Annotated in this window: 23 protein-coding genes and 1 pseudogene; 13 read left to right on the forward strand and 11 right to left on the reverse strand. The window is 68.6% G+C overall.

Annotation, left to right across the window (positions count from 1 at the left end; all coding sequences use genetic code 11):
* The first annotated feature begins 33 nt into the window (after positions 1-33).
* Genes lptA through BN2503_RS08140 form a run of 4 tightly spaced genes read left to right on the forward strand, consistent with a single transcriptional unit; the run spans position 34 to position 3,398 of the window.
* On the forward strand, positions 34-666 hold the full coding sequence (lptA, locus tag BN2503_RS08125; protein ID WP_054256154.1) for a lipopolysaccharide transport periplasmic protein LptA: 633 nt from the start codon (positions 34-36) through the stop codon (positions 664-666).
* Positions 667-1,434, forward strand: coding sequence for an LPS export ABC transporter ATP-binding protein (gene lptB, locus BN2503_RS08130; protein ID WP_054256155.1), 768 nt, complete (start codon positions 667-669; stop codon positions 1,432-1,434). It abuts the gene before it with no gap.
* The gene (locus BN2503_RS08135; RefSeq protein WP_054256156.1) at positions 1,435-2,967 is read left to right on the forward strand and encodes an RNA polymerase factor sigma-54; all 1,533 of its coding nucleotides are present in this window, start codon (positions 1,435-1,437) and stop codon (positions 2,965-2,967) included. It begins immediately after the preceding gene.
* Between the two features lie 2 nt (positions 2,968-2,969).
* Positions 2,970-3,398 (forward strand): acyl-CoA thioesterase, encoded by a 429-nt coding sequence (locus BN2503_RS08140; protein WP_054256157.1) that lies wholly within the window; start codon positions 2,970-2,972, stop codon positions 3,396-3,398.
* 67 nt (positions 3,399-3,465) lie between these two features.
* Here BN2503_RS08140 and BN2503_RS21295 read toward each other — a convergent pair.
* Positions 3,466-5,287, reverse strand: a pseudogene (locus tag BN2503_RS21295) (methyl-accepting chemotaxis protein).
* A gap of 118 nt (positions 5,288-5,405) precedes the next feature.
* Here BN2503_RS21295 and BN2503_RS08150 point away from each other — a divergent pair.
* The 7 genes from BN2503_RS08150 to BN2503_RS08180 all read left to right on the forward strand — a co-directional run bounded on the left by BN2503_RS08150 (position 5,406) and on the right by BN2503_RS08180 (position 14,241).
* Positions 5,406-6,674 (forward strand): THUMP domain-containing class I SAM-dependent RNA methyltransferase, encoded by a 1,269-nt coding sequence (locus tag BN2503_RS08150; RefSeq protein WP_054256158.1) that lies wholly within the window; start codon positions 5,406-5,408, stop codon positions 6,672-6,674.
* Entirely contained in the window at positions 6,664-7,143 is a 480-nt protein-coding gene (locus BN2503_RS08155; RefSeq protein WP_054256159.1) for a putative toxin-antitoxin system toxin component, PIN family, read from the forward strand. The genes BN2503_RS08150 and BN2503_RS08155 overlap by 11 nt, the downstream gene beginning before the upstream one ends.
* A complete protein-coding gene (locus tag BN2503_RS08160; RefSeq protein WP_054256160.1) occupies positions 7,140-7,949 on the forward strand; it encodes a YecA/YgfB family protein in 810 nt (269 codons plus the stop codon). Before BN2503_RS08155 ends, BN2503_RS08160 begins: the two co-directional genes overlap by 4 nt.
* A 164-nt stretch (positions 7,950-8,113) precedes the next feature.
* Complete coding sequence (locus BN2503_RS08165; RefSeq protein WP_054256161.1) at positions 8,114-9,511, forward strand: sensor histidine kinase; 1,398 nt, start codon at positions 8,114-8,116, stop codon at positions 9,509-9,511.
* On the forward strand, positions 9,498-10,109 hold the full coding sequence (locus BN2503_RS08170) for an ANTAR domain-containing response regulator (protein WP_054256162.1): 612 nt from the start codon (positions 9,498-9,500) through the stop codon (positions 10,107-10,109). Before BN2503_RS08165 ends, BN2503_RS08170 begins: the two co-directional genes overlap by 14 nt.
* A gap of 200 nt (positions 10,110-10,309) precedes the next feature.
* A complete protein-coding gene (locus tag BN2503_RS08175) occupies positions 10,310-12,571 on the forward strand; it encodes a putative bifunctional diguanylate cyclase/phosphodiesterase (protein WP_082366529.1) in 2,262 nt (753 codons plus the stop codon).
* Complete coding sequence (locus tag BN2503_RS08180) at positions 12,568-14,241, forward strand: methyl-accepting chemotaxis protein (RefSeq protein ID WP_054256163.1); 1,674 nt, start codon at positions 12,568-12,570, stop codon at positions 14,239-14,241. Before BN2503_RS08175 ends, BN2503_RS08180 begins: the two co-directional genes overlap by 4 nt.
* Positions 14,242-14,251: 10 nt before the next feature.
* Here BN2503_RS08180 and BN2503_RS08185 read toward each other — a convergent pair whose 3' ends face one another.
* From BN2503_RS08185 to BN2503_RS08195, 3 genes are read right to left on the reverse strand one after another with little or no spacing between them, the layout of a single operon-like run.
* On the reverse strand, positions 14,252-14,773 hold the full coding sequence (locus BN2503_RS08185) for a CinA family protein (RefSeq protein WP_054256164.1): 522 nt from the start codon (positions 14,771-14,773) through the stop codon (positions 14,252-14,254).
* Positions 14,770-15,294: a phosphatidylglycerophosphatase A family protein gene (locus BN2503_RS08190; RefSeq protein ID WP_054256165.1), complete on the reverse strand. Its 525-nt coding sequence runs from the start codon at positions 15,292-15,294 to the stop codon at positions 14,770-14,772. Before BN2503_RS08190 ends, BN2503_RS08185 begins: the two co-directional genes overlap by 4 nt.
* Positions 15,295-15,298: 4 nt before the next feature.
* Entirely contained in the window at positions 15,299-16,900 is a 1,602-nt protein-coding gene (locus tag BN2503_RS08195; RefSeq protein WP_139235401.1) for a DUF4139 domain-containing protein, read from the reverse strand.
* 195 nt (positions 16,901-17,095) lie between these two features.
* Between BN2503_RS08195 and BN2503_RS08200 the strand changes: the two genes are divergently transcribed.
* Positions 17,096-18,502: an esterase-like activity of phytase family protein gene (locus BN2503_RS08200; RefSeq protein ID WP_054256167.1), complete on the forward strand. Its 1,407-nt coding sequence runs from the start codon at positions 17,096-17,098 to the stop codon at positions 18,500-18,502.
* Between the two features lie 19 nt (positions 18,503-18,521).
* Here BN2503_RS08200 and BN2503_RS08205 read toward each other — a convergent pair whose 3' ends face one another.
* From BN2503_RS08205 to apaG, 6 genes are all read right to left on the reverse strand, one after another.
* Positions 18,522-19,061 (reverse strand): low molecular weight protein-tyrosine-phosphatase, encoded by a 540-nt coding sequence (locus BN2503_RS08205; protein WP_459348722.1) that lies wholly within the window; start codon positions 19,059-19,061, stop codon positions 18,522-18,524.
* A 4-nt stretch (positions 19,062-19,065) separates the two neighbouring features.
* Positions 19,066-20,049, reverse strand: coding sequence for a thiamine-phosphate kinase (gene thiL / locus BN2503_RS08210; protein WP_054256168.1), 984 nt, complete (start codon positions 20,047-20,049; stop codon positions 19,066-19,068).
* A 5-nt stretch (positions 20,050-20,054) separates the two neighbouring features.
* Positions 20,055-21,182, reverse strand: coding sequence for a YbdK family carboxylate-amine ligase (locus BN2503_RS08215; protein ID WP_054256169.1), 1,128 nt, complete (start codon positions 21,180-21,182; stop codon positions 20,055-20,057).
* Positions 21,179-22,432 carry a cation:proton antiporter gene (locus tag BN2503_RS08220; RefSeq protein ID WP_054256170.1) on the reverse strand — a complete coding sequence of 418 codons (1,254 nt, stop codon included), beginning with the start codon at positions 22,430-22,432 and terminating at the stop codon, positions 21,179-21,181. The genes BN2503_RS08215 and BN2503_RS08220 overlap by 4 nt, the downstream gene beginning before the upstream one ends.
* 69 nt (positions 22,433-22,501) lie before the next feature.
* Positions 22,502-24,484 carry a site-specific recombinase gene (locus tag BN2503_RS08225; protein WP_054256171.1) on the reverse strand — a complete coding sequence of 661 codons (1,983 nt, stop codon included), beginning with the start codon at positions 24,482-24,484 and terminating at the stop codon, positions 22,502-22,504.
* Positions 24,484-24,894 carry a Co2+/Mg2+ efflux protein ApaG gene (gene apaG / locus BN2503_RS08230; RefSeq protein WP_054256172.1) on the reverse strand — a complete coding sequence of 137 codons (411 nt, stop codon included), beginning with the start codon at positions 24,892-24,894 and terminating at the stop codon, positions 24,484-24,486. Before apaG ends, BN2503_RS08225 begins: the two co-directional genes overlap by 1 nt.
* A gap of 30 nt (positions 24,895-24,924) precedes the next feature.
* Between apaG and rpe the strand changes: the two genes are divergently transcribed.
* On the forward strand, positions 24,925-25,605 hold the full coding sequence (gene rpe, locus BN2503_RS08235; protein ID WP_054256173.1) for a ribulose-phosphate 3-epimerase: 681 nt from the start codon (positions 24,925-24,927) through the stop codon (positions 25,603-25,605).
* Between the two features lie 29 nt (positions 25,606-25,634).
* Here rpe and BN2503_RS08240 read toward each other — a convergent pair whose 3' ends face one another.
* Positions 25,635-26,012, reverse strand: a complete 378-nt coding sequence (locus BN2503_RS08240) for a hypothetical protein (protein ID WP_054256174.1) — start codon at positions 26,010-26,012, stop codon at positions 25,635-25,637.
* Positions 26,013-26,095: the final 83 nt, after the last annotated feature.

The raw sequence follows: 26,095 nt of genomic DNA on the forward strand, positions 1-26,095 counted from the left end.
CTGGCTACAATCAACGCAAGATTCGTGCCCCTCATGATTAAACGCCTCCTCCCCTTCCTCCTGGCTTCGGCCCTGATCGCCTTGGGTGGCGGCGCGCATGCCGAGCGCGCCGACCGCAGCAAGCCCATGAACATCGAAGCCGATGCGCTGCACCACGACGAGCTGCGGCAGACCAGCGTGTTTACCGGCCGCGTGGTCATGACCAAGGGGTCCATCGTGCTGCGCGGCGAGCGCCTTGAGGTGCGCCAGGATCCGCAGGGCTACCAGTCGGGCACCGTGGCTGCTGCGCCCGGGCAGCGCGCCTTTTTTCGTCAAAGGCGCGATGCCGCACCAGGCCAGCCTGAGGAGTTTGTCGAGGGCGAGGGCGAAACCATCGAATACGACGGCCGCGCCGATACGGTGAAATTCATCCGCCGTGCCGAGCTGCGCCGCTACCGCGGTGCGGTGCTGGACGACGAGATCACCGGCGCCGTCATCGTCTACAACAACCTCACTGACCAGTTCTCCGTGGATGGACAGAAGAGCGCCACCAGCGCCGAGGGCGGCAAGGGCAAGGATGGCCGTGTGCGCGCCATGCTGGCGCCCAAGGAGACCTCCAGCCCCGGACCGGCGCCGGGCACGGTGCCTGCGCTGCGCCCCAGCACGGCGATTGATGGAGGCCAGTGAGTGAGTACCGCTGACAACGGCTGCGACGGCAGCTGCCTCGAAGTACTGCACTTGGCCAAGTCCTACGGCAGCCGCAAGGTCGTCAAGGACGTGTCGCTATCGGTGCGCAAGGGGGAGGTCGTCGGCCTGCTCGGGCCCAACGGCGCGGGCAAGACCACCTCGTTCTACATGATCGTTGGCCTGGTGCGCAGTGACGGCGGCGATATTCGCATCGACGGCCAATCGGTGGCCAACATGCCGATCCACCGGCGCTCGCGTCTGGGGCTGTCGTACCTGCCGCAAGAAGCGTCGATCTTCCGCAAGCTCAGCGTGCAGGACAACGTGCGCGCCGTGCTGGAACTGCAGACCGACGAGCGTGGCCAGCCCCTGCCACGGGCCGTGATCGAGGAGCGCCTCACGGCCCTGCTGGAGGAGCTGCGCGTGCAGCACCTGCGCGAATCGCCTGCGCTGGCACTGTCGGGCGGCGAGCGCCGCCGCGTGGAAATCGCCCGCGCCCTGGCCACGCAGCCGCGCTTCATCCTGTTGGACGAGCCGTTCGCCGGCATCGACCCCATCGCCGTGATCGAGATCCAGCGCATCATCGGCTTCCTGAAGGAGCGTGGTATCGGTGTGCTGATCACCGACCACAACGTGCGCGAGACGCTGGGCATCTGCGACCACGCCTTCATCATCAGCGACGGCGAGGTGCTGGCCCGGGGCACCCCCTCGGAAATCGTGGACAACGCCGAAGTGCGCCGGGTGTACCTGGGCGAACACTTCCGCATGTAGATGCAGCCCAGCCTGTCGCTGCGCGTCTCGCAGCATCTCGCCCTCACGCCACAGCTGCAGCAGTCGATTCGCCTGCTGCAGCTGTCCACCCTGGAAATGGCCCAGGAAGTCGAACAGATGCTGGGCGACAACCCGTTCCTGGAGCGCGAGGACGACGATGGTCCACTGCCCGAGGCACCGCCAGAGCCACCGCGGGCCAGCACTGCCGCCAACGAGGCGGATGATGCTCCTGTTTCAGGAGCTGCTGACGCTCTCCCAGTAAGCGCTGAAGGCCAAAATGACGACTACGTTCCCAGCGATTGGGAAGGTGATGGCGCCGTTGACGCCGCGCACAGCGATGGCGAGTGGGGGGGCGAGTCGGCGCCGCGCACGCGCAGCCAGGACGACGACGGGCCCGACGTATTCGAGCGCGCCCGCGGCCACGAATCGCTCACCGCGCACCTGCACCGCCAGGCCCTGGGCCTGCGCCTGCAGGAGGCGGACCGCGCAGCGCTGTACTTCCTGATCGAGTCGCTCAATGACGATGGCTACCTCGAAGACACACTGGAGGACTTGGCCGAGAGCCTGGCGGGCAGCGAGGATCTGGAGCAGCGCGAGGAACTGCTGCACCACTTCACCGTGGCGCTGCGCCTGCTGCAGAGCCTGGAGCCCACCGGCGTGGGCGCGCGCGACCTGACCGAATGCCTGGTGCTGCAGCTGCGCGCGCGGCAGGACGCCAAAGAGGCTGACCCGGCGGTGCTGCAGACCGCGCTGGCCCTGTGTGCCCAGCCGCTGGAGCTCCTGGCCCGGCGCGATGTGCGCCGTCTGGCCCAGGCCAGCGGTGCGGGCGAGGAGGGCACGCGCGCCGCCATGGCGCTGATCGCGCGCCTGGAGCCGCGCCCGGGCCGGCGCTTTGCCGACGTGCAGCGCAACGTGGTCGTGCCTGACGTGATCGTGAAGAAGGCGGGCCATGGTTTCAGTGTGCAGCTCAACCCCGACGTGATGCCGCGCCTGCGCGTGCACGAGGTCTACGCCAGTGCCTTGCGTGGGCAACGTGGCCAGGACGGCCACCAGGCGCTGCAGGCGCGCCTGCAGGAAGCGCGCTGGTTCATCAAAAACATCCAGCAGCGCTTTGACACCATCCTGCGCGTATCGCAGGCCATTGTGGAGCGGCAGAAAAACTTCTTCGTGCATGGCGAAATCGCCATGCGCCCGCTGGTGCTGCGCGAGATTGCCGACGAGCTGGGCCTGCATGAGTCGACCATCTCGCGTGTGACCACGGCCAAGTACATGGCCACGCCGCAAGGCACCTATGAGCTGAAGTACTTCTTCGGCTCGGGCCTGGGCACCGACACCGGCGGCAACGCCTCCAGCACGGCGGTGCGCGCGCTCATCAAGCAGTTCGTGGCCGCCGAGAACCCTGCCAAACCGCTGTCGGACAGCCAGATCGCCGAGATGCTCAAGGAGCAGGGCATCGAGTGCGCGCGCCGCACGGTGGCCAAATACCGCGAGGCGCTGAAGATCGCGCCCGCCAACCTGCGCAAGACCCTCTGAACATGGCCCGCATCGTCTGTGACCTTCCGCCGCGCTTTGGCTTTGCCACCGAAGTGCAGGTCTATATCAACCACGTCAACCAGGGCGGCCATCTGGACAACGCACTGCTGCTCACGCTGGTGTCCGAGGCGCGCGTGCGCTTCTTCCGTGCGCTCGGGCATTCCGAGGCCAACGTGGGCGGCTTGCCCATCGTCGTGGGCGACATGCAGGCGCAGTACCGTTCCGAGGCCTACCACGGCGAAACCCTGCGCGTGGAGATGATGCCCATGGACCTGAGCCGCTGCGCCTTCGACCTGGTGTGGCGCATCACCGAGGTGGCCCAGGGCCGCGAGGTGGCGCGCGGTAAGAGCGGCATTGTCTTCGTCAATGGCGCCACGCGCCGCGCTGCCACCATGCCCGAGGCGGTACGCGCCCAGCTGCAGGCGCTGTAGCGCGCCGATGGCCGAAAATTTATAAGAAATCCGGCCCCAGCGCTTGACTGTCAAGCGCTGGCAGCTATCAGTTCAGGAGTCTTTGCGTCCCGGTGGGTGGCAGCTTGAAGCCTGCCACCACCTCGGCCAGGTCGTGCGCCTGCTGCTGCAGCGCATGCGCCGCCGCAGCGGCCTGCTCGACCAGCGCGGCGTTTTGCTGCGTGGCCTGGTCCATCTGCGATACGGCGCCGCCGACCTCGGCGATGCCCGTGCTCTGCTCCTGGCTGGCGTTGCTGATTTCGTTGACGATGGACGTCACGCGGCGGATGCTCTGCTCCACCATGCTCCATGGTGGCGCCAGCGTCCTTTACCAGGCGGCTGCCGGCGTCAACCTGGGTCACCGAGTCGTCGATCAGCCCCTTGATCTCCTTGGCCGCCGACGCGGCGCGCTGCGCCAGCGAGCGCACCTCGCCCGCCACCACGGCAAAGCCCCGGCCCTGTTCGCCGGCGCGCGCGGCTTCCACAGCAGCGTTCAGCGCCAGGATGTTGGTTTGGAAGGCAATGCCGTCGATCACCTGGATGATGTCCACGATCTTGCGTGAGGCCGCGTCAATGCCGCCCATGGTCTGCACCACCTGCTCCATCACACGGCCGCCCTGGCCAGCCACTTGCGAGGCGCTGGCTGCCAGCTCGTTGGCCTGGCGCGCGTTCGCGGCGTTTTGTTGCACCGTGGCGGTGAGTTGCTCCATGGCCGAAGCGGTTTCCTCCAGCGAGCTGGCCTGCTGCTCGGTGCGCGACGAGAGGTCGTTGTTGCCCGAGGCGATCTCGGAGGTTGCCAAGCGCACCGATTCCGATGCGTCGCGGATGCGCTGCAGCACCGAGGCGATCTTGTCGGTGAAGGCGTTGAACGACTGGCCGATCTGTGCCAGCTCGTCGTGCCCTTCGGCGTTCATGCGGCGCGTCAGGTCGCCTTCGCCCGAGGCGATGTCCTGCAGCGCATCGCGCACGGCCACCAGGCGGCCCAGCATGCGCCGCACCACCGCTGCCATCACCAGGGCGGCGGCGATCACGCACAGCACGGTGCTGGTCATGGCCACCTGGCCCAGGCGATCCAGGGCCGACAGCGCGTCAGACCGTTCGGCGGCCACGGCCAGAATCCAGGGGGTACCGGGCACCTTGGCGGCGTAGAGCAGGTGGTCTTGGCCCGCCAGGCGCACCAAGGCGTGGCCTGCGGTGCCGGCCAGCCCCGTGAGCAGGCCAGCATCCAGCGCCGGATCCAGCTCTTTCACGGGCTTGAGCAGCAGCGCCGGGTTGGCGTGCGCGAGGATGTTGGATTGGCCGTCCACCAGGAAAGCGAAGCTCTTGCCCGTGGGGTGGATGCTTTTGACCTTGCTCACCACCGTGTCCAGGTGCACGTCGGAGCCCACCACGGCCACGGTTTTACCGCCTGACAGCACCGGCTCTACGAAGCTGATGGTGAGCTTGCCGGTGCTGGCATCAACGTAGGCCGGCGTGAGCGTGGCCTTGCCCTCCTGTTCGGCCTGCTTGTACCAGGGGCGCACCGTACCGTCATAGCCCTCGGGCATGGGGTGCGCGAACACGTTGCGCTTGTCGGCATGGACGAAATAGGCGTCGTCAAAGCCTCAGGCCTGCTTGGCCGCGAGCAGGGCCGGAATCGGGTCGGGCAGCGCGATGGCCGCCTTGAGCGAGCCGGTGACGCGCTGGTTGTCCTTGACCCACTGCGCCAGGTCGGCCGCGTGCAACTGCGTGACCCCGCCGATGCGCTCGTCCAGTGCCTGCAGCATGTTGGTGCGGACGACCAGGAAAGCGACCAGCGACAAAACGATCAGGGACAGGGTGGCAATCGCGACGCTGACACCAGTCAGGCGGGCGCGCAAGGTTTGGAACATGGTGGCTTCTCCTCTAACTGCAACATTGTGTGCGACCTCGCGTGACCTTGCCACCACGGTGTTTTTGGCGCAACACGGGCAAACCAGTGGTTGCCAAAGCGTATGCTCCACCTGTTTTATGAACACCTTGCAACTTTTCCTGCCCTGCGCCGCCGGCGTCGAGGGTTTCTTGGCCGACGAGGTCCACGCGCTCACCGGGCTGACCGGGCACGACCTGCTCGTGGGCCGTGGTGGCGTGCTGCTGTCCGCCTCCTGGCGCGAGGCCTTGCGCCTGAACCTGCACAGCCGTCTGGCCCAGCGCGTGCTGGTGCAACTGCAGCAGCGCCCCTACCGCAGCGAAGCCGACCTGTACGCCCTGGCCAGCGACGTGGCCTGGGAGCTCTGGTTCGCGCCCCAGCAGAGCTTCAAGGTCGAGGTCACGGCGCAGCACAGTCCGCTCAAGAGCCTGAACTTTGCTGCCCTGCGTGTGAAGGATGCCGTGGCCGACCGTTTCCGCGCCAAGCGCGGCGCGCGCCCCGATGTGGACACGCAGCGCCCCGACGTGCGCGTGCATCTGCACCTGACGGCGCAGGACGCCACCCTGTATATCGACACCTCGGGCGAGCCGCTGTTCAAGCGCGGCTGGCGCGTGGACAAGGGCGATGCGCCGCTCAAGGAAACCCTGGCTGCCGCCATGATCGCCGCCACGGGCTGGAATCCGCATGGCGATGCGCCCCTGCCGCTGTACGACCCCTGCTGTGGCAGCGGCACGGTGGTCATCGAGGCGGCGCAGATGGCTTGCCGCATTGCGCCCGGGCTGCTGCGTCGCTTTGCCTTCGAGCAGCTCCTGCCGTACCAGGCCCATGTCTGGCACGCTATCAAAGATGAAGCTGCTGGCGCAGTTACCACGGCCTCTGTGCCGATTTTTGGCAGTGATGTTGCGCACCGCATGGTGGACTTCGCGCAGCGCAACGCCGAGCGCGCCGGCGTGGCCGCCAGCGTGCAGTTGCGCGGCGGCGATGCCCTGCAGCGCATGCCGCCGTGCGAGCAGCCCGGCGTGATGCTGCTCAACCCGCCCTATGGCGAGCGCATTGCCGCCGCAGGGACGGCCGGGCGCAGCGCGCGCGAGCGCATGGCCGTGGCCACGCGCGCGGGCCGCGAAACCGCGCAGGCTGGTGACGGCGTGGATTTCTTCGCCCAGCTCGCCAGCCACTGGAAGAAGCACTACGCCGGTTGGCAGGCCTGGATGCTCACGCCCGACCTGCAGTTGCCCGGCAAGATGCGCTTGAAAGAGTCGCGCCGCGTGCCGATGTGGAACGGGCCTATCGAATGCCGCCTGTTCCGCTTCGACATGGTGCAGGGCGCAGTGCGCCAGCGCGCCCCGGCCGGGCCCGCCGATGCGGCCTGAGCTGCACCTGCCCGCGCAGGGCAGTGCGGTGCCTGCGCGCGCCGTGGTCGTGGACACCAACATCGTGCTCGACCTGCTGCTCTTCGCCGACCCCGCCGTTGCGCCCTTGCGCGGCCTGCTGGCGCAGCAGCGCCTGGACTGGATCGCCACCGCGCCCATGCGTGACGAGTTGGCTTGCGTGTTGCGCTATCCGCACCTGCAGCCACGCATGGCCGCTGCAGGCCTGGCGCCTGAGGCGCTGCTCGCCGCGTTCGCCGCCCAGGCGCGCCTGGTGGACGTGGCGCCGCGCGCGCCCTGCGTCTGCAAGGATGCCGACGACCAGAAATTCATCGACCTGGCCGTGGCGCACGCTGCCATCCTGCTGTCCAAGGACCGCGCCGTTCTGAGCCTGCGCAAAAGGTTGCTGGCCCATGGCGCACAGGTAGCCACAGCGATCGTTATTGAAGCAACGGAAGGACTTTCCCCATGACCGATACCCCACTGCCACCCGGCCTGAGCAACGACGAACTCGACGAACTCGACCAGATCCTGACCGATCTGGGCCAGCGCGTCGAGGAGATCCCGCAATGGGAGTTCTGTGACGGCTTCCTCACCGCGCTGGTGTGCATGCGCCGGCGTGTCGAGCCGGCCGAATACCTGCCCATGCTGCTGGACGATGGCGCCGTGCTGGAGGTAGCGGCCGACGCACCGCTGCCGCTGCTGCCTGCCTTCCAGGACGCGGCCCAGCAAGCGCGGTTCCTGGAGTTGTGGCAACGCCGCTGGGACGAGGTAGCGCACCAGCTCGCCGCCGATGTGCAGGCACTGGACGATGAGCAGACCTACCAGCCCCACGCGCTCGATATGCGTGGTGCCGTGGCCATGCTGTCGGAGGCCGAACGCGCTGAACTTGAAGGGCAGGAGCTGCCTTCACTGGGGCAAATCTGGGCCTTGGGCTTTATGTTCGCCGTGGAGAATTGGCCCGAGGAGTGGGCGGCTCCGCGCGACAAGGAGGCGGCGCAGTGGATCGATGCGGCATTGGAGAGCATCGTCGCGCTGACCGAGGACGATCTTGCCGCACCCAGCACCAACCTGTACGACGAGGAGGGCCCGCCCAGCGTGAGCCAGGACCGTATCGAGCTGCTGGGCGAGGCCATCTGGGCCGTGTACGACCTGCGCCAGGTCTGGAAAAGCCTCGGCCCGCGCATTGAGCCCGTGGTCCGTGCGCAGCAGCCCGGCCGCAACGACCCGTGCTGGTGCGGTAGTGGCAAGAAGTTCAAGAAGTGCCACGGTGCCTGATTGAGGCAAGAAGGGGGCACCGCCGCGTGCGTGCGTAAGTCGCTGGTGGTGCCCTGAGGGGTGGTGAAGTGGCATTGGTTGTGCCTGCGGTACCGCGTGTTTGAGCTGCATCAATCCATGTTGGATGCAAGCGGTTTCAATCGTGGGTTCCCCTGGTTTGACCCATGTTCGCTTCTCTTGCCATTCCTCCCGCCTGGCGGCCCGCGCTCGACCGCCTGGGCCAGACCGCGCCACGTCTGGCAGAGGCGCTCCTGGTCTACGCACTGGCGCTGGCCGTGGGGCAGGTGGCCTTCATGGACGGGTTTGGCGCGCTGCTGTGGCCGCTGAACAATGCCTACTGGATGTTCCTCTTCGTTGCCTGGGCGGGCGTGCGCCTGGGGTTTGGCGGCACGACCGTGCTGCTGGGTTTGGTGGCCCTGCAGGCCGGCTGGGGCACGCTGCGGGGGCGCGGTTTTTTTGCGCAGGACTTGCACAGTGCCGGTCTGGGCTATGCCTCGTACATGGCCATCCTGGCCTTGGTGGGCTGGTCGCTCGCCGGCTACCTTGCGGCGCTGGAGCGCCGCAAGGCCGACGCGCGCATCGCCGCCATCGCCTTTGAATGCCAGGAGGGCATGCTCATTACGGACGCCCAGGGGCGCATCCTGCGCGCCAACCGCTCGTTCCAGCATCTGAGCGGCTACGGCGCGCAAGAGGTGCTGGGGCGGGTTCCGACCTTTCTGTTGGCGCACAGCGGCACGCCGCCCGAGCCCTTGCCGTGGGCCGCGCAGCAGCGCCAGGAGTGGCACCGACGCAAGTCGGGCGAGCGCTACCCCGTGTGGTTCACGCGCACACCCGTCACCGGCGAGGGCGGCCGGGTCACGCACTACGTGCTCACCATGACCGACCTGAGCGACTGGCGCACCCAGCGTGCCCAGCGCCGCCAGCGTGAGCTGCAGCACCGCACGGCGCTGGTGCGCGAGGTACACCACCGCATCAAGAACAACCTGCAGGGCATCTCGGGCATGCTGCAGGCACTGGCCTTGCGCCACCCGCAGTTGCAGGCACCGCTGGCCGAGGTTACCGGGCAGGTGCAAAGCATCGCCGTGCTGCACGGCCTGCAGGGGCGCAGCCAGGCCGAGCAGGTACGGCTGTGCGAGCTGGTGCGCGAGGTGGCGCAAGGGGTGGGGGCGCTCTGGGGCCTGAACGTGGCCGTGGAGCTGCCGCCACGGCCGCTGGCGTGTACCTTGCAGGGCGCCGAGGCGGTGCCCCTGGCACTGATCGTGCACGAACTTATCGTCAACGCCGTCAAGCACGGCGGCCTGCGCCACCAGGACGTGCGCGTGGCCCTGAGCCCTGGCGCGCACCAGGGCGAGGCCTGCATCGCCATTTCCAACCCCGGGCGCTGGCCCGCCCAAGGCCCCGATGCCGCCCAGGTCGGCCTGGAGCTGGTGGCCGCACTCATGCCCCGCAGCGGCGCCGCGTTGGCCCTGGAGCAGCAAGGCGAGCGCGCGCTGGCGCGGCTGTGCCTGCAGCCTCCGGTGCTGCAGGCGGGACAAGGAGAACTCAACCATGCAATGCACTGAAGTCCAAGAACCCCGCGTTGCGGCGCGTTTACTCTTGGTGGACGACGACCGCCTGGTGCTGGGCACGTTGGCCCAGGGGCTGCGCCACATGGGCTATGCGGTGGATACGGCGGAATGTGCCGAGGAAGCCGAGGCACAGCTCACGGGCGGCCTGCGCCCCGACCTGGCGCTGATCGACGTGCAGATGCCGGGCGCTGGCGGCCTGTGGCTGGCGCGGCGCCTGGCGCAGCTGGAGCACGTGCCGTTCATCATGTTCAGTGCCTACGGCGACGCCGCCACCGTCGAGCAGGCCACGCGCTGCGGCGCACTGGGCTACCTGGTCAAGCCGCTGGCACTGGCGCAGATTCAGCCGGCCATTGAAACCGCACTGCAGCGTGCGCGCGAACTGGACGCGCTGCGCTGCACGCGCGCGCAGCTGCAGGCCGCGCTGGATGCCGACCGCGCCATCAACGTGGCCACGGGCATCACCATGGTGCAGTACCGCCTGACGCGCCAGCGCGCCTTCGAGACGCTGCGTGGCGCCGCGCGCACCCAGCGGCGCAAGCTCGCCGCCGTGGCCAGCGAAACGGTGCAGGCCTGCGAGCAACTGTTCCTTTGAGTTACATCAGACAAATGCACTGTGCGGCCCTGATCTCCGGGTTGCACCGTATACGGCTGACACAAGCCTGTTGAAGAATGCCCTTCGCCCGCGCGGCCTTGCACCGCCGCGCCGTGGCGTTCCCGGGGCCCTGATCCTGCCTTCGTTCTCGTCCGGCATCGTGCCGGGTTTGTATTCCATGCAGAAAGCAGGGTGTGCCGATGCAGGGCTCCTCCAACGATCTCCATGCAGCGGCTGCGGCTACAGAGCCGCTGGGCCGGATCGCTGATTTGCTCGCGCACCTGCGCATCCGCACGCGCATTGGGGCGCTGATGCTACTGGCCGCGCTCGTTGCCGCGCTGCTGGCGGCCATGGGCATCCGTGGGCTGGCGGCCTCGAAGGAGAGCCTGCGCGTGGTTTACGAAGACCGCATGGAGCCGGTGCGCAGCCTGTCGCAGATCTCCCACCTGATGCTGGCCAACCAGTTGCAGATGCAACTGGCGCTGGCGCGTGCCAACCCGCAAGGCGGCATCGTGCGGTTGGAGCACATTTCGGCTTGGCAGGCGGCCGAGCAGATCGAACAGAACGTCGCCGCCATCGACGAGCTGTGGCATGGCTATCTGGCGGCGTCGCGCAGCACCGCCGAGCAGGCCCTGGCGCAGCAGTTTGGCGAGCGCTGGGGGCGCTACCTGCGCGAGGCCGTGGCACCGGCGCTGGCCGCGCTGCGCGGGCTCGACTACCTCGGTACCCAGCGCCTGGCGGCGAACGCGCACAAGCTGTACGAGCAGGCTTACCCCGACATTCAGACGCTGGTGAGCCTGCAGTTCGACCAGGCGCAGGCAGCCTACCGTGCGGGCGTGCAGCGCTACGAGCGCACGGGTTGGCTGGCCCTGGTGTCGCTGCTGGCGGCCATGGCGGTGCTGGGGCGGCTCGGGCAACTGCTGATTCGTTCCATCGCCCAGCCGTTGCAACAGGTCATTGCGCTGTGCCAGCGCATTGCCGCCGGGCGCCTGGACAATCCCATCGCCGTGCGTGGCCGCGATGAGATCAGCGAGGTGTTCCGTGCGCTGCGCACCATGCAAAAGCAGCTCGGTGACAGCGCACGCGCCATCCACCAACTGGCCTACTTCGACCCGCTGACCGAGCTGCCTAACCGCAGCCAGTTGCGCCAGTGCATGCAGCGTGCGCTGGAGGGCGGGGGTTCACCCTGCCATGGCGCGCTGTTGCTGGTGGATCTGGATAACTTCAAGGCCATCAACGACACCCTGGGCCACGAGGTAGGCGACCAGCACTTGCAGCACGTGGCGCGCCACCTGCGTGAAGCGGTGGGCGGCCAGGCGCTGGTGGCGCGCCTGGGTGGTGATGAATTCGTGGTGCTGGCCGATGCCCTGCACGCCGACGAGATCCAGGCACATGAGCAGGCCCGTGCCCTGGCGCAGCAAGTGCTGACGGCGGTGGCGCGGCCGGTGCACCTGGCTGGGCGCATGCTGCTGACCAGCGCCAGCCTGGGCGTGTGCCTGTTCCGCCCCGGCATGGGTTCTGCCAAGGATTTGCTCAAGCGTGCCGACACTGCCATGTACCAGGCCAAGGCGGCCGGGCGCAACGCCTACCGCTTTTACGACCCCGTGCTGCAGGCCCAACTGGAGGCGCGCACGGCGCTGGAGGCCGCGCTGCGTGGCGCCATTGCCGCGCAGCAACTGGCGCTGCACTACCAGGTGCAGGTGGACGCGCAGCGCCAGCCGATCGGCGTGGAAGCGCTGCTGCGCTGGCACCACCCGCACCATGGGCCGGTGTCGCCGGCGCAGTTCATCCCCATTGCCGAGGATTCGGAGCTGATCCTGGAGCTGGGCGACTGGGTGCTTGACGCCGCCTGCACCCAGTTGCGCGCTTGGTCCGACACCCCGCACATGAGCGCGCTGACGGTGTCAGTGAACGTGAGCGCGCGCCAGTTCGCGCACCCGCACTTCGTCGAACAGGTGCAGGCGGCGCTGGCGCGCTCGGGCGCGCGGGCCGATCTGCTGATCCTGGAGCTGACCGAAACCATGGTGCTGCAGGACGTGGCCGACACGGTGCGCAAGATGCAGGCGTTGCGCTGCCTGGGCGTGCGTTTTGCGCTCGACGACTTTGGTACCGGCTATTCCAGCCTGTCGCAGCTGCAGCGCCTGCCGCTGTACCAGCTCAAAATCGACCGCAGCTTCATCCAGGACATGGGCGTGCAGGCCAACGACACCGTGATCGTGCAGACCATCGTCGGCATGGCGCGCAACCTCGGCCTCGACGTGGTGGCCGAGGGCGTGGAAACCGAAGCGCAGCGCCAGGCGCTGGTGCAGCTCCAGTGCCCCGGTTTCCAGGGCTACCTGTTCGGTGCGCCGCAGACGGCGCAAGCCCTGCATGCCGTGCTGGGCGGGCCTGGCGTGGCCCCGCGGCGCACCCTTTCCGTGGCCTATCCCTTGTCCGACAGCAAGCAGGAGAAGACGGCATGAACCGCTTCAAGATTTCCACCCGCGTGGCCCTGATGGCCGGCGCCTTGTCTTTGCTGGTTTTGGTCATGGGGCTCATGGGCCTGTGGGGCACCGCCCAGGCCAATGCGGCACTGCGCGTGTTGTACGAGGAGCGCCTCACGGCCACGCAACAAATCGGCCAGATCCAGGGGCTGCTGCTGCGCAACCGGCTGGCGCTGGCCGTGGCCCTGGTAACACCGGTGCCCGAGCAGATGCGCGCCAGCGCCGACGAGGTAGAGGCCAATATTGCCGCCATCACCGGCATTTGGACCGCCTACCAGCGCAGCACCATGGACGCGCAGGAGCGCGCGCTGGCCGAGCGTTTCGCCAAGCACCGCCAGCGTTTCGTGCAGGAGGGGCTGGTGCCCTCCGTGGCAGCACTGCGCGCGCAGGACCTGGAGCGGCTGCGCACCCTGGTGCTGGAGGCCGTGCGCCCTCTGTACCAACCGGTAGGCGAGGACATTGCCGCACTGGTGGAATTCCAGCACACCGCAGCGGGGCAGGCGCACGCGGCGGCACAGACGCGCTATGGTGCCTTGCGTGCCTTCGCCATCGGGGCCATCGCTAGCGGGCTGCTGTTCGCGTTGCTGTTCGGCGTGGCGCTGGTGCGCGGCATCGGGGCGTCGCTGGGGCAGGCCGTTCAGGCGGCGCAGCGCGTGGCCGGCGGAGACCTGGCGCGGCCTATCGAGGTGCACGGGCGCGACGAAGCTGCGCAGGTGCTGCAGGCGCTGGCTGCCATGCGCGAGCAGCTGGCCATGGTGGTGCACGGCATCCGCGGTGGCAGCGAGAGCGTGGCCAACGCCGCCGTGCAGATCGCGGCTGGCAACCAGGACCTGGCCCAACGCACCACCGAGCAGGCCAGTGCGCTGGAGCAGCAGGCGGCCGCGCTGGAGCAACTGGGGGCCACCATGGAGCACAGTGCCGCCAACGCGCGCGAGGCCCAGCAGATCGTGCTGCGCGCCAGCGACGCCGCCACCCAGGGCGGCGAGACCATGGCGCGCGTGGTGCGCACCATGGGCGAGATCCAGGCGCAGTCAGCGCGCATGGCGGACATCATCGGGCTGATTGACGGCATCGCCTTTCAGACCAATATCCTCGCGCTGAATGCTGCCGTCGAGGCTGCGCGTGCGGGCACGCAGGGCCGCGGCTTTGCCGTGGTGGCGACCGAGGTGCGCAGTCTGGCGCAGCGCGCGGCCGATTCAGCCAAGGAGATCCGCCAGCTCATCGACACCAGCGTGGCGCGCGCCACCGAGGGCGCGGCCCAGGTGGACAGCGTGGGCCGCACCATCGCCGACGCGGTGGACGCCATCCGCCGCGCCGCGCCGCTGATGCAGGAAATCAGCAGCGCCAGCGCCGAGCAGAGCGCAGGCATGGCGCAAATTGGCGCCGCCGTGCAGCACATGGACCAGGGCACGCAGCGCAATGCTGCGCTGGTTGAGGAGATCGCCCACGCTGCCGAGGGCCTGCGCCAGCAAGCCCAGGCCCAGGTGACGGCGATTGGCGTGTTCCGCCTGGCCGACATGCCCGCCACCCCCATGGCCGCGCTGGAGCCGCAGCCCCGGCCCCAGGCGGCGGCAGGCCCCGGGCCACGGCCGCCGCAGCCGCCGCGCCTGCCCCAGCCCGCCGCGCGGCGGGCGTTGAAAGCGGCTTGAGCCCGGGGAACTACGCGGCGGCCAGCAGGCCGTGCAGCCGCTGCAGCGCGTGCTGCACCGTCTGCGCGCGCACGGCGGCGCGGCCGCCGTCGAAGTGGCGGCATTCGCTGAACGTCTGCGCGCCCACGCGCCAGCCGAACCAGACCGTGCCCACGGGCTTGGCGGGGGTGCCGCCCGAAGGGCCGGCCACGCCCGTGACGGCCAGTGCCACTTGGGCGTGCGAGCGGGCCACGGCGCCCTCGGCCATGGCGCGCGCCACTGGCTCGCTGACCGCGCCGTGCGCCGCGATCAGTGCGGCGGGCACGCCCAGCAGTTCGCTCTTGGCGGCGTTGGAGTAGCTGACAAAGCCGCGCTCGAACCACTGGCTCGAGCCCGCCAGCGCCGTGCAGGCGCCCGCGATCAGCCCGCCGGTGCAGCTCTCGGCTGTGGCGAGCATCCAGCCGCGCGCCAGCAGGCTTTCTGAAATTTGGGTCAAAACGGCCTCTAGCCCTTGCTCGTCAAGCGCTACCAGCTCCTGAAATGAGAGCGTCATGCGTAGAACCTCCACACCGCAAGCACGAACAGCGTACAGAACGCGGCGACGAAGTCGTCGAACAGGATGCCCCAGCCGCCGCGCCAGCCCATGCCTTTGAAGTACGCGTCGGCCCAGCCCACCGGCCCGGGCTTGGCGGCGTCGAAGAAGCGAAACAGCGCAAACGCCGCCGCCTGCCCCCAGAACCCCATGGGCATGGCCAGCCACAGCACGATCCAGAAGGCGACGATTTCATCCCAGACCACGCAGCCCGGGTCGGCCACGCCCAGGTGGCGCGCCGTCAGCGTGCAGGCCCACCAGCCCAGCGGGATGGACACGGCGATCACCACGCCGATGCCCGCAGGCAGCAGCAGGTGCTGTAGCAGAAGGTACGCCAGCCAGGCCCACAGCGTGCCCACCGTGCCGGGGGCCTGGGGCGAGAGGCCGCTGCCAAAGCCCAGGGCGATGAGGTGGGCCGGGTGGGCCAGCAGGAAGGCGCGTGTGGCGCGCGCGGGGCGGGGGAAGGGGGCGGAGGCGGTCATGCAGTCAGCGCCGCTCTTGCAGGCGCAGGTCCTTGGCGTAGCGGATGGTGTGGCTCGCGCCGAAGCGCGCGGTGGCGCCTGCGGCCAGGGGCTGGCTCCAGGCGATGGTGCCGGGCTGCTGGTTCCAGGCGCTGTCGGCAGGCGGCGGATCGTAGCGCGACTGCACGCTGATCTGCTCGTTCTGCGAGAGAGGCGCTGCGTCCAGCACCTGCAGCGCGATGGCTTTGTCGTGGCGGTTCTCCACCGTGTAGGCGCGCTGGATCTGGCGCTCGGTGGTGGCGCCCGTCAGGCCGGCGCTGGCGCTGTGCTCGCGCGGCGCTTCGGCGCGTACCAGCACGCGTTCATCGCGGCCAAAGGACAGGCCGGTGCGCGCCAGCTCGGCGCCGTCCAGCCGGCCGTTGCCCACGAAGGCGCCGTCGCGGTACAGCGCCACGGCGGCGGCAGGCCACACGCCAGCCGGGACGGCGAACTGCGCCACCAGGTAGGCGGCTTCTTCCACGGCCGGCACAGCGCGCGTGAGCAGTTGTGCGCGCACGTCCTGTTGCCCCAGCGCCAGCGTGACGCGCGGCCCGCCCGAGGGCACGGTGATGCGCTGCGGCACGCTGAACTCGGTGGCGTAGGCGGTGTCGAGCACGCCCACGTCAAAGCTGGGCAGCGGCTCCGGCGCTGCTTCGGCCAGGGGCTGGCTGCGCGCGAGGGCGGCCGGGGCCGCAGCGGCGGCAGCATAGGCCGGTGCCGGGGCGGCGGGCGGGGGCGGCGGCGCAACGTCCAGCCGCCAGGGGCGCGGCAGGCCGCCCGCCGTGGCGCGCGTGGGCTGGCCGGTGGAGAGGGTCAGCGCCACGCCGCTCCAGTCTTCACCCGTGGCCTGCGCCACCAGGGCCAGGCGCTCCAGGCGCACCGTGGCCGTGGCGCTGTCGAGCGTGGCGCGGTAGCTCGGCGCCCAGCCCGGGCCGCGCACCTGGTAGGACAGGCGCAGATCGGCGTCGCGCTCGGTGGCCAGCGTCACCGTCACGGTGCTCACACGCGCGCGTGGGCCGGCCAGACGGTCGCGCTCGGCGCCTACCGCCTTGAGCGCAAGTTCCGCTGCCTCCAGGCGGCGCTGCGCCTGGTGCTGGCGCTGCAGGTTGTCTTGCGCGCCACGCCGCAGGGCGTCGGTGGTGCTGGCGATGAGCGCGGGTGCTGGCGCCTTGCCTTCGGGCGCGCCGCTGGCCGTGGCCTTCAGGTAGCTCTGCGCCAGCTCCAGCGCCTGCACCTCGGCGCGGGCGTTGGCCACCTCGTCCTGGGCTTGGCGCCAGCGCTCGTCAAGCGGGCTGGCGCAGCCGCCCGCGCCGCCGGCAATGTCGCGGTCCTGCACCTGCACGCTGCTTTCGCCGATGCGCACGGCCGCGTCGGCGCTGACCTGCAGGCTGGCGGCGTCGAGCCCCTGCGGCAGGCACTGGAAGGTATAGCTGCGGCTGCCTGCAAGGACGCGCGCCACGCGCTCCACCGTGGCGCTGCCAGGGTAAACCTTGACGCTGGCAATGCGCGACGGTGCGTTCTGTGCGCCAGCCCCGCAGGGCGTGGATAGCAGGCCCGCGCAGGCGAGTGCGCCGAACGGGAGCTTCAAAGCAGCAAGGGTTGTGTGTTTCAAGGGAGCCTTTGGGAGCGGGTGGATGGGTGCGCTGAGCCGCTTTGGTTGGTTGCACCGCGGGTTTTATCGCGGATCGCGCGGAGGATGGGGCGTATGACGGCGGGTCATGGGTATGTCACAAATTTTTCATAGCCTTGTTGGCGTCTTACTTTAGCTATTCATCCAATCACCATGAAATCTGCCATCCCCTTTGTTTCTACGCTGCTTGCCCTGAGTTTGGGTCTGACCGCTTGCGGCGGCTCTGGCGATGGCTTTCAGTTGCCTGGTGCGACAGGCACGGCCCTGCCTTATGAGTTGATGAGCAAGGTGGACAACGCCGAGAAAACGGAAATTCGCAATGGTAGCTACGGCTCCTCCATGGCACCGCACCCGACCCGCGAGGGCTATTTCTATGGCTTGAGCGACCGTGGGCCGAACGCGGCCACCGAAGCCGGCAGAACGCCTTCCGGCATCATTTTCCTCACGCCCAGCTACACGCCGCGCATTGGCCTGTTCCGGCTGACCAGCGAGGGCAAGGCTGAACTGGTGGACACCATTTTGCTCAAGGACCCCAAGGGCCGCCCGATCACCGGCTTGCCCAACAAGAGCTTTGGCAGCACGGGCGAAACACCTTACAACCTCGATGGCAGCGTCGTCTCGCTGGACCCGGATGGCGATGGCATCAAGGGGTTCGATGAAAGCGGACTCGATTCGGAGGGGCTGGTGGCGTTGAAGGACGGGACGTTCTGGGTCAGCGATGAATACGGTCCGCACATCGTGCACTTTGACGCCACAGGCAAGGAAATCGAGCGTATCAACCCGTTCGCCGCAGACCCCCGCAACAAGGCGGGCCGCGTGTTGCCTGCGGAGCTGTCCACGCGCTGGCCCAATCGGGGCATGGAGGGGCTAACCATCACGCCCGACGGCAAGACGCTGGTGGGCATCATGCAATCGAACCTGTACAACCCCACCAAGGAGGTGGGCAGCATCAACCTCACGCGCATCGTCACGGTCAATATCGAGAGCGGCGCCGTGGCACAGTATCTTTACAAACAGGACGCGGCGGGCCTGGCCAATTCGGAAATCGTGGCCCTGAGTACCACCAGCTTTCTGGTGATCGAGCGTGATACCAAGTTCTACGGCATCGATACCGGCACGATCCGCAAGAATGTCTACAAGATTGATCTGAGCAACGCGACGAACGTCGATCGCTCCAATGCCTCCCTGCGCACCGGCAAAGCGGAGCTGACGGTGAGCGCTGCCAATGGCCTCCTGGTCAATGGCAAGACGCTGGAGCTGGTCATCAAGGACGCGGGCACGGCCAACAACTTCGCGGCGGGCTGGAGCCAACTGGCCGCTTTGGGCATCCAGCCGGTGACCAAAACGCTGGCCTATGACGGCATCGCTGCGCAGAAGTACCCGCACGACAAGATGGAAGGCCTGTGGGTGATCGACGCCAACCGCCTGGGCATCATCAACGATGCTGACTTCATGATCGCCCCGGACGGTGTTGGTGGCGTCAAGCAGAAATACCTGTACGACGGCAAGGTCGAGAGCAACATGCTCTATGTGGTGAAGCCGATCGCGCCACTGTTCTGAGCGGGCCGGGCGGCGCCCTTCACGGGAGCGCGCCGTTGCCCTGCGCCTGCAGGGCCGCCAGCAGCCCGTGGCAGGCATCTTCGACCAGGTCGAGCACATCCTCGAAGCCTTGCGCGCCGCCGTAGTACGGGTCGGGCACTTCGCTGGCGCTGTGGGTGCGGCAGAAATCGGTCAGGCGGCGCAGCCGGCTGGTGCGGTCGCTGGGGCACAGGGCACGGGCCGCGCGCTCGTTCGCGGCGTCCATCACCAGCACCAGGTCGAAATCTGTGAAGTCATCGCGCCGCAGCTCCCGGGCGCGCTGCGCCGACAGGTCGTAGCCGCGCCGCGCTGCATGCTGCTGCGCGCGTTCGTCGGGTGGTTCGCCGACGTGGTAGCCATGTGTGCCGGCAGAGTCCACCGCGATGTAATCGGCCCAGCCGGCGTCCGCCACCAGCTTTTCCAGCACGCCATGGGCCGTGGGGCTGCGGCAGATGTTGCCCATGCAGACCATGAGCACGCGCATGCTGGGGCTGCCTGGTGCCTGGGGGCGTGCGGGCAGCAGTGGGGGCTTGGCAGGCATGGGGTCAGGCGAAATGGTCAAAGGAGGCGTAGGCCGCGGGTTGGGGCTGGCCCTGCGCATCGAGCAGGCGCAGCCCCGGCGTGGCGGTGATGCGGCCGATGCGCGTGACGGCGACGTCAGCCTGGCGTGCGGCGCTCTGCACCGCTTCGCGCTGGGCGGGGGCGGCCGTGAAAGCGAGCTCGTAATCGTCGCCGCCAGCCAGGGTGCACTGGTGCATGAGTTCCATGTCAAAAATGGCTTCAGGGCCCGTGAATAAAGCGCTAGCAGCTATCAATTCGGTAGTTTTTGCGAGTTCGATCTCGGCCCCCGCGCCGCTGGCGGCGAGGATGTGGCCCAGGTCGCCGAGCAGCCCGTCGCTCACGTCGAGCGCGCTGCTGGCGATGCCACGCAGCCGCTGGCCGAGTTGCACGCGTGGCGTGGGCTGCTCCAGCCGCTGGCGTGCGCGCGCCAGCGCACTGGCGGGCAGCTGGATGCGGCCCCTTAGCGCCTCCAGTGCCAGCCGTGCGTCGCCCAGCGTGCCGCTGACCCAGATGTCGTCGCCCACCTGCGCGCCGCTGCGCAGCAGTGCCTGGCCTGCCGGGACTTCGCCGAAGACGGTGATGCACAGGTTGAGGGGGCCGCGCGTGGTGTCGCCGCCGATGAGCACGCAGTCGTGCGCGTCGGCCAGGGCGAACAGTCCGTCGGCGAAGGCCTGCAGCCAGGACGCATCGGCCTGCGGCAATGCCAGCGCCAGCGTGAAGGCCAGCGGCCGCGCGCCGCAGGCGGCGAGGTCGGAAAGATTCACGGCCAGGGCTTTGTGGCCGAGGGTGCGCGGATCCACGTCCGCGAAGAAGTGGCGCCCCTCGACCAGCATGTCGCTGGAGACGGCCAGGTGCATGCCCGGGCGCGGCGCCAGCAGTGCGCAGTCGTCGCCCACACCGAGCGCCACGGCGCCGCCGCTGCGCACGGGGCGCGTGAAGTAGCGTGCAATGAGGTCGAATTCGCCCATATCGCTCACGGTGTTGCCTGCCCGCGAAAGCGCAGCGCCGCCTGGCGGCTGACCTCGGCCAGCAGCTGCTCTTCGCGCTGGCGCTCGCGCAGCCAGCGCGCGTCGTTGCAGTTGGCCTCGATCTCGCCGCGCAGCAGGTGCAGCGCGCCAGCGGCGCCGTGGTGCTCGCCATGCGGGGCGATGCGGTCGAGCGTGTGCAGCAGGTGGTCGCGCAGCGGCATGTGTTCGCCCGTTGCCGGGTCGACGTAGACCGCGTCCAGCCCGAAGCGGCAGGCCTGGAAGCGGTTGTAGGTGTAGACGAGATAGTCGTCCTCGGCGGGCACGAAGGGCTGCTCGGCCAGGAACCAGGCAGCGAGCGATTGCACGAAGCCCGCCAGGGCGGCGGCGCGCTCGACGCTCAAGGGGGTGTCGAAGACGCGGATTTCGATGGTGCCGAATTCGGGTTTGGGGCGGATGTCCCAGTAAAAGTCCTTCATGCTCTTGACGACGCCGGTGCGTGTCATCTTGTCGAAGTACTGGCCGAATTCGTCCCAGGTGAGTACGCAGGGCGCGCGGCCCGAGAGCGGGAAGGCAAACACCGAGTTCAGGCGCGCCGAGTCGAACTGCGTGTCCTGCCCCTGCACGTAGGGGCTGGACGCCGACAGCGCGATGCAGTGCGGGATGTAGCGGCTCATGCGGTGCAGCATGACCAGCGCGGCGTCCGCGCTGGGACAGCCGATGTGCACGTGCTGGCCGAAGATGGTGAACTGCTTGGAGAGGTAGCCGTACAGCTGCGACAGCTCCTGGAAGCGCGGCTTGTCGTAGATGCGGCGCTCGTGCCACATCTGGAACGGGTGCGTGCCGCCGCCGGCGATGGCGATGTTCAGCTTGTCGGCGCACTTGACCAGCGCGTCGCGAATCAGCGTGAGCTGCCCCAGCACCTCGCTGCTGGAGTGGCAGATGCCGGTGGAGACTTCGATCATGCTGTTCGTCATCTCCGGCACCACGCTGCCGGGCAGGGGGATCTTGTGCATCAGCCGCAGCATGTCTGCGGCGTAGGGCGCCAGGTCGTAGTCGTGCGTATTGAGCAGCTGCAGCTCCAGCTCCACGCCCAGCGTCAGGGGTTCCGATTGGTGGAAGGCTTCAAGGCTCATGGTGTGTCTCCTTTGCCTGCGCGGGCCGCCAGCGGCGCCCAGGGCCGGGAGCTTTCCCCGGCGCGGTAGATGGCCACCGTGGCCAGCACGGCGCCAGCGATCTCCATCAGCAAGATGGCGGGCAGCGCCACACGCGCGATCAGGTAGCCCGTGGCGGGTGAGGCCACGACGAACTGCGAGGCGATCAGCAGCGCGATGGCCGACATCGGCGTCATCGCGCAGCCCAGCCACAGCGCCTGGCGCCAGCTCGCGCCGCTGCCCACGTTGCCCAGGCCCACGCCCACGGCCTTGGCCAGCAGGCGCACGGCGATCAGGGCCAGCACCACGCCGGTCACGGGCGCGCTCCAGTCGGCCTGTGCCGCCACCGTGGAAACGAGCACGAACAGCAGCATGTTCAGCAGCGACGACACCGGCCCGAGCTGGCGCGGCCAGGCCCAGGGGCGCGGGTACCAGTGTTTGAGCAGCATGCCGCCCAGCAGCGCTGCCAGCGGCGCTGAGCCGCCCAGGTGCGAGGCCATGGCCGAGGCGGCCGCGATCAGCGCCAGCAGCACGATGGTGGTGTTCTCGCTGGCCGGGCTCATGAAGCGCAGCGCCCAGCGCATCAGCAGTGCCAGCAGGGCCGCGCTGAGAATGGAGATGCCCAGCACCACCATGACCGGGGAGATGGTCTCCAGCAGGCTTTGCGCGGGCCGGTTCATCAGCTCGGCGCGTGCGCTGCCCAGCGTCAGGACGTACAGCGTGGAGAGCGTGGTGAGCACGATGGCGCGTTCCGTCACCGGGCCGGCGGCGCGCGTATCGGCCACCACGCGCGTCAGCACGGTGGGCGAGGCGGCCATGGCCACCAGCGCCAGCGCACCGGCCACGGCGGTGGGCGTGTCGAGCCACAGCAGCACCTGGTACACGGCGAAGTAGGCCAGTGCCGATTCGGCCAGGCTTTGCACCAGCACCATGGGGTTGTGGCGGAACCAGCGCAGCGAAATACGTCCGCCGGTTTCGAACAGCACAATGGCTACGCTGAATTCCAGCAGGAACAGGCCGATGCCCTGCAGCGGCCAGACGGCGCCGCTGAATCCGGCCAGCCCGGCCAGGGTGCCGACGATGGAGTAGCCGACCACCTTGGGCAGGCCCGTGTGGCGCTGCAGCAGGTGGCCAGCGATGGCGGCCACTGCCAGCAGCAGCGACCATTGCACGGTAGGCAGCCCCGCCGAGGGGCGCAGCCATTGGGCCCAGAAACCGAGCAGTTCGTTCATGGGTTCTCCTTCTCATCAGGCGGTCCGCCGCAGGGGCGGGCCGTGGTGGAGGGCGGCAGGGCCGGCCGGTCAGGCCGTCTGCCGGGCGGGCAGGAAAAAGCTCAGTGGCGCACTGCGCAGGCGTGCGCGGATGGCGGCGTAGATGCGTGCGCGGTCCTTCACGCTCACGTTCTGCGCGCGCAGCGCCAGGCGGAACGCCAGGTAGAAGCTTACCGACACGTTCAGCGCGCCCAGCAGCGGCAGGCAGGCCATGGCCCACCAGAACAGCGGCAGGTGCAGCACCTGGGGCCCGAGGATACTGGCTGCCACGCCGACCTGGCCGGTGGAGAGGGTGACATGGCGTACGTCCAGCCCCAGGCCGAAGAAGGCCGCGAACACCGGCACGAGTCCCAGCATGAAGCCCAGCGAGATGTTGGCCGTCAGGCCCGAGATGTTCTCGCGCGCGAAGTGGGCCCAGCGCGCGGCACGTGCACGCCCCAGCCAGCGCGTGATGCGCGGGTTGTAGCGCAGTGCCGAGTCGAGCCGGTGCAGCACGAACCAGTTCTCCGTCCAGCCCGCGACGATGCTGCTGGCGAACAGCAGCACGCCAGTGAAGGCGGCGAACAGCATCGAGGGGCCGAGCAGGTGCTGCGTCTCCAGCACGTGCAGCGCCTTGTCGTGGTCGAACACGGGTGCGCCGGTGGCGTAGGCAATCGCCAGCGACAGCGCCATGGCTGCCGGGAATACCAGCAGCACGTTGCCCAGCACGGCGGCCACCTGGGTGCGTACCAAGTCGGTGACCTCGGTGACGAAGTCTTCCACGGCGTTGCCGCTGTCCAGGTCCTTGAGCTTGGCCGCCATGGCTGGTGCGGTCATGGCCGGCTGCTTGGTGGCCACGGTGAAGTGCAGCAGTTGGATCAGCACGAAGCTCACGGCGTAGTTCATGCCCGCCCAGAAGCCGCTCCAGAAGGCCGACAGCGCCAGCGCGTACAGGCCGAACTTGGCCAGCGTGGTAAAGGCCAGCACCAGCCCGCCACCCGCAGCCTTGCGCACCATGGCCAGGTACTCGGTGCGGTCGTGGGTGATGTAGTGCTCGCCGGTCTCGGCGCTGCGCTCGGCCACCTTGGCGGCGACGAGGGAGGAATTCGAGGCGATCAGTGCGCCCAGGTTGTGCCGGTCGCGCCCCACCTGCACCAGTTGTGCAAACAGGCGTGCCGCGTCAGCGGCGGGTTGGGGCGAGAGCAGGCAATCCAGCAGCACGCGCATGCGCAGAATACGTGCGCGCATCTGGCGCATGCGGAACACCAGGCCGACCGAGATGCCGTTGTCGTCGAAATGCGTATAGACCGAGCCCACGGCCGCGCGGCAGGCGTCGAGCCGGTCGCGCAAGCCCTGCACGGCGGCGTCGAGCCGGTCGGTGGTGCGCAGCGGGTGCAGTATTTCCACGCGCAGGCTCTCCACTTCGCGCAGCAGGGCGTGGAAGGGTTGGGCCTCGCGCGCTTCCCGGCTCATGCGCAGGCGCAGCTCGGGTGCGAAACCGGTCGCCAGCATCTGGCCGGCGCAGTAGCTCAGTGCGTCAAGCAGCACGCGCTGCCAGCTGGTGTGGCTGCGCTCGCTACCGCCGGTGAGCAGGGCCACCAGGCGCTGCAACGTGGCCTCGTCGAGTTGCGCCAGCCACTGCGCATCAAAGCTGCTGGGCAGGGCCAGCTCGAACAGCTCGGAGGCGTCGATGGTCTCCGGGCTGCGCGGCAGCAGCTTGGTGCGCAGGCGCGCCGAAAACTCGCTGAAGAACGCCGTGCGCGGCGCGAAACCGAAGTCGGCCAGCAGCGCCGTAATGTCCACGGCGTCCACCAGCTGCGCCCACCAGGCCTGCAGGCGCTGGCGCGCATCGGCGTCGGCATCCAGCGTGTCCAGCAGCAGGCGCACACGGCCCATGGCCGCTTCGGTGGAGCGGGCGTCGCCGCGAATCCACTCGCACAGATGGATCAGCCACAGGTGCCGCTCGGCCATCGGGGCGTCAGGCTGCAGCAGGTCGAGCAGCTGGGGCAGGTCGAGGCGGGGGCTTTGAAACATCAGTGCAGCGTCCGGTTCTGTAGGGTGTGGCCCGGCGGACCGTGGTCTTCGGTGGATTCCAGCATGAACATGGGAATGGCGCTGTCGAACGCGGTGCCGTCCTCGGCCACGCAAAGGTAGCGCCCGTGCATGGTGCCGCTGGCAGCGCGCAGGCGGCAGCCGCTGGTGTAGCGGAACGATTCGCCGGGCTGCAGCAGGGGCTGCTCTCCCACCACGCCCAGGCCCTTGACTTCCTCGGTCTGGCCGTTGGCGTCGCGGATGGTCCAGTAGCGCGCGATCAACTGCGCACCGGTCTGTCCCCGGTTCGTGATGGTGATGGTGTAGGCGAAGCTGTACACCCCCGCGTGTGGCAGGGATTCGCTAGGCAGGTACTGGGTTTGTACCGTGATCTGAAAGTCGTATTTCGACATCGCCCAATGGTAACTGCGACAATCTGAAGCATGAGCCGCACCTTCCGCATCGCCCCTTCGATCCTCTCAGCCGATTTCGCCCGCCTGGGCGAAGAAGTGAAAAACGTCGTAGCCGCCGGCGCCGACTGGATTCATTTCGACGTGATGGACAACCACTACGTGCCCAACCTGACCTTCGGCCCCATGGTTTGCCAGGCACTCAAGCCCCATGCCGTATTGCCCGACGGCCGCCCTGCGCCCATCGACGTGCACCTGATGGTGCAGCCGGTGGATGCGCTGGCAGCGGCCTTCGCCGAGGCGGGGGCGGACCTGATCAGTTTCCATCCTGACGCCTCGCTGCACGTGCACCGCAGCATTCAGGCCATCAGGGCGCAGGGCTGCAAGGCTGGGCTGACGTTCAACCCGGCCGCGCCGCTGGACGTGCTGGACTGGGTGATCGAGGACATCGACCTGATCCTGCTGATGAGCGTCAACCCCGGCTTTGGCGGGCAGAGCTTTATCGACAGCACGCTGCGCAAAATCGAGGCTGCGCGCAAGCGCATCGACGCCTCGGGCAAGGACATCCGCCTGGAGGTGGACGGCGGCATCAAGGTGGACAACATCCGCCGCGTGGCCGACGCCGGCGCAGACACGTTCGTGGCGGGCAGCGCCATTTTCGGCAAGCCCGACTACAAGGCGGTGATCGACGCCATGCGCGCGCAACTGGCCTGACCGCCATCTGGGCGGCGGCGCACCACCGTTTACGGCACGGTTCTGGTGGTGGTGGTCGTGAGTTCGCGCAGCAGCCCGCCCCCTTCGACGGAGCCGCCCACCGTGGCGCGGCTGCCCATGCGGGCCTGGCATTCCGCCTTGTCCTGCGGGGTCTTGAACGCATCGCAGCGCGCCAGTGCGTTGCGCTCGTAGGTGCTGGCGTCCATGCTGCTCAGGTCGCCGCTGCGTGCCGCCTGGGCGGCTGCGCCAGCTTCGCGCTCGCAGGCGCTGCGGCTTTCCTCGGGCAGGCGGGCGCACGCGGCGCGCTCCTGCTGCAATGCGCTCGGGGCCTGGTTGGCAGCGAAGGCTGCGCTGCTGCACAGCAGCATGGCGGCGCCCATGAGCGCCGGGAGGCGTGACAAGGTCATGGCATGAACTCCTTGAAGTGACGGAAAGACGCTACAAGCATAGGCCGGCCCGCGCGGAATGGGGCCGATGCCACTATTTTTTA

Source organism: Paenacidovorax caeni, assembly GCF_001298675.1.
Classification (GTDB): Bacteria; Pseudomonadota; Gammaproteobacteria; order Burkholderiales; family Burkholderiaceae_C; genus Paenacidovorax; species Paenacidovorax caeni.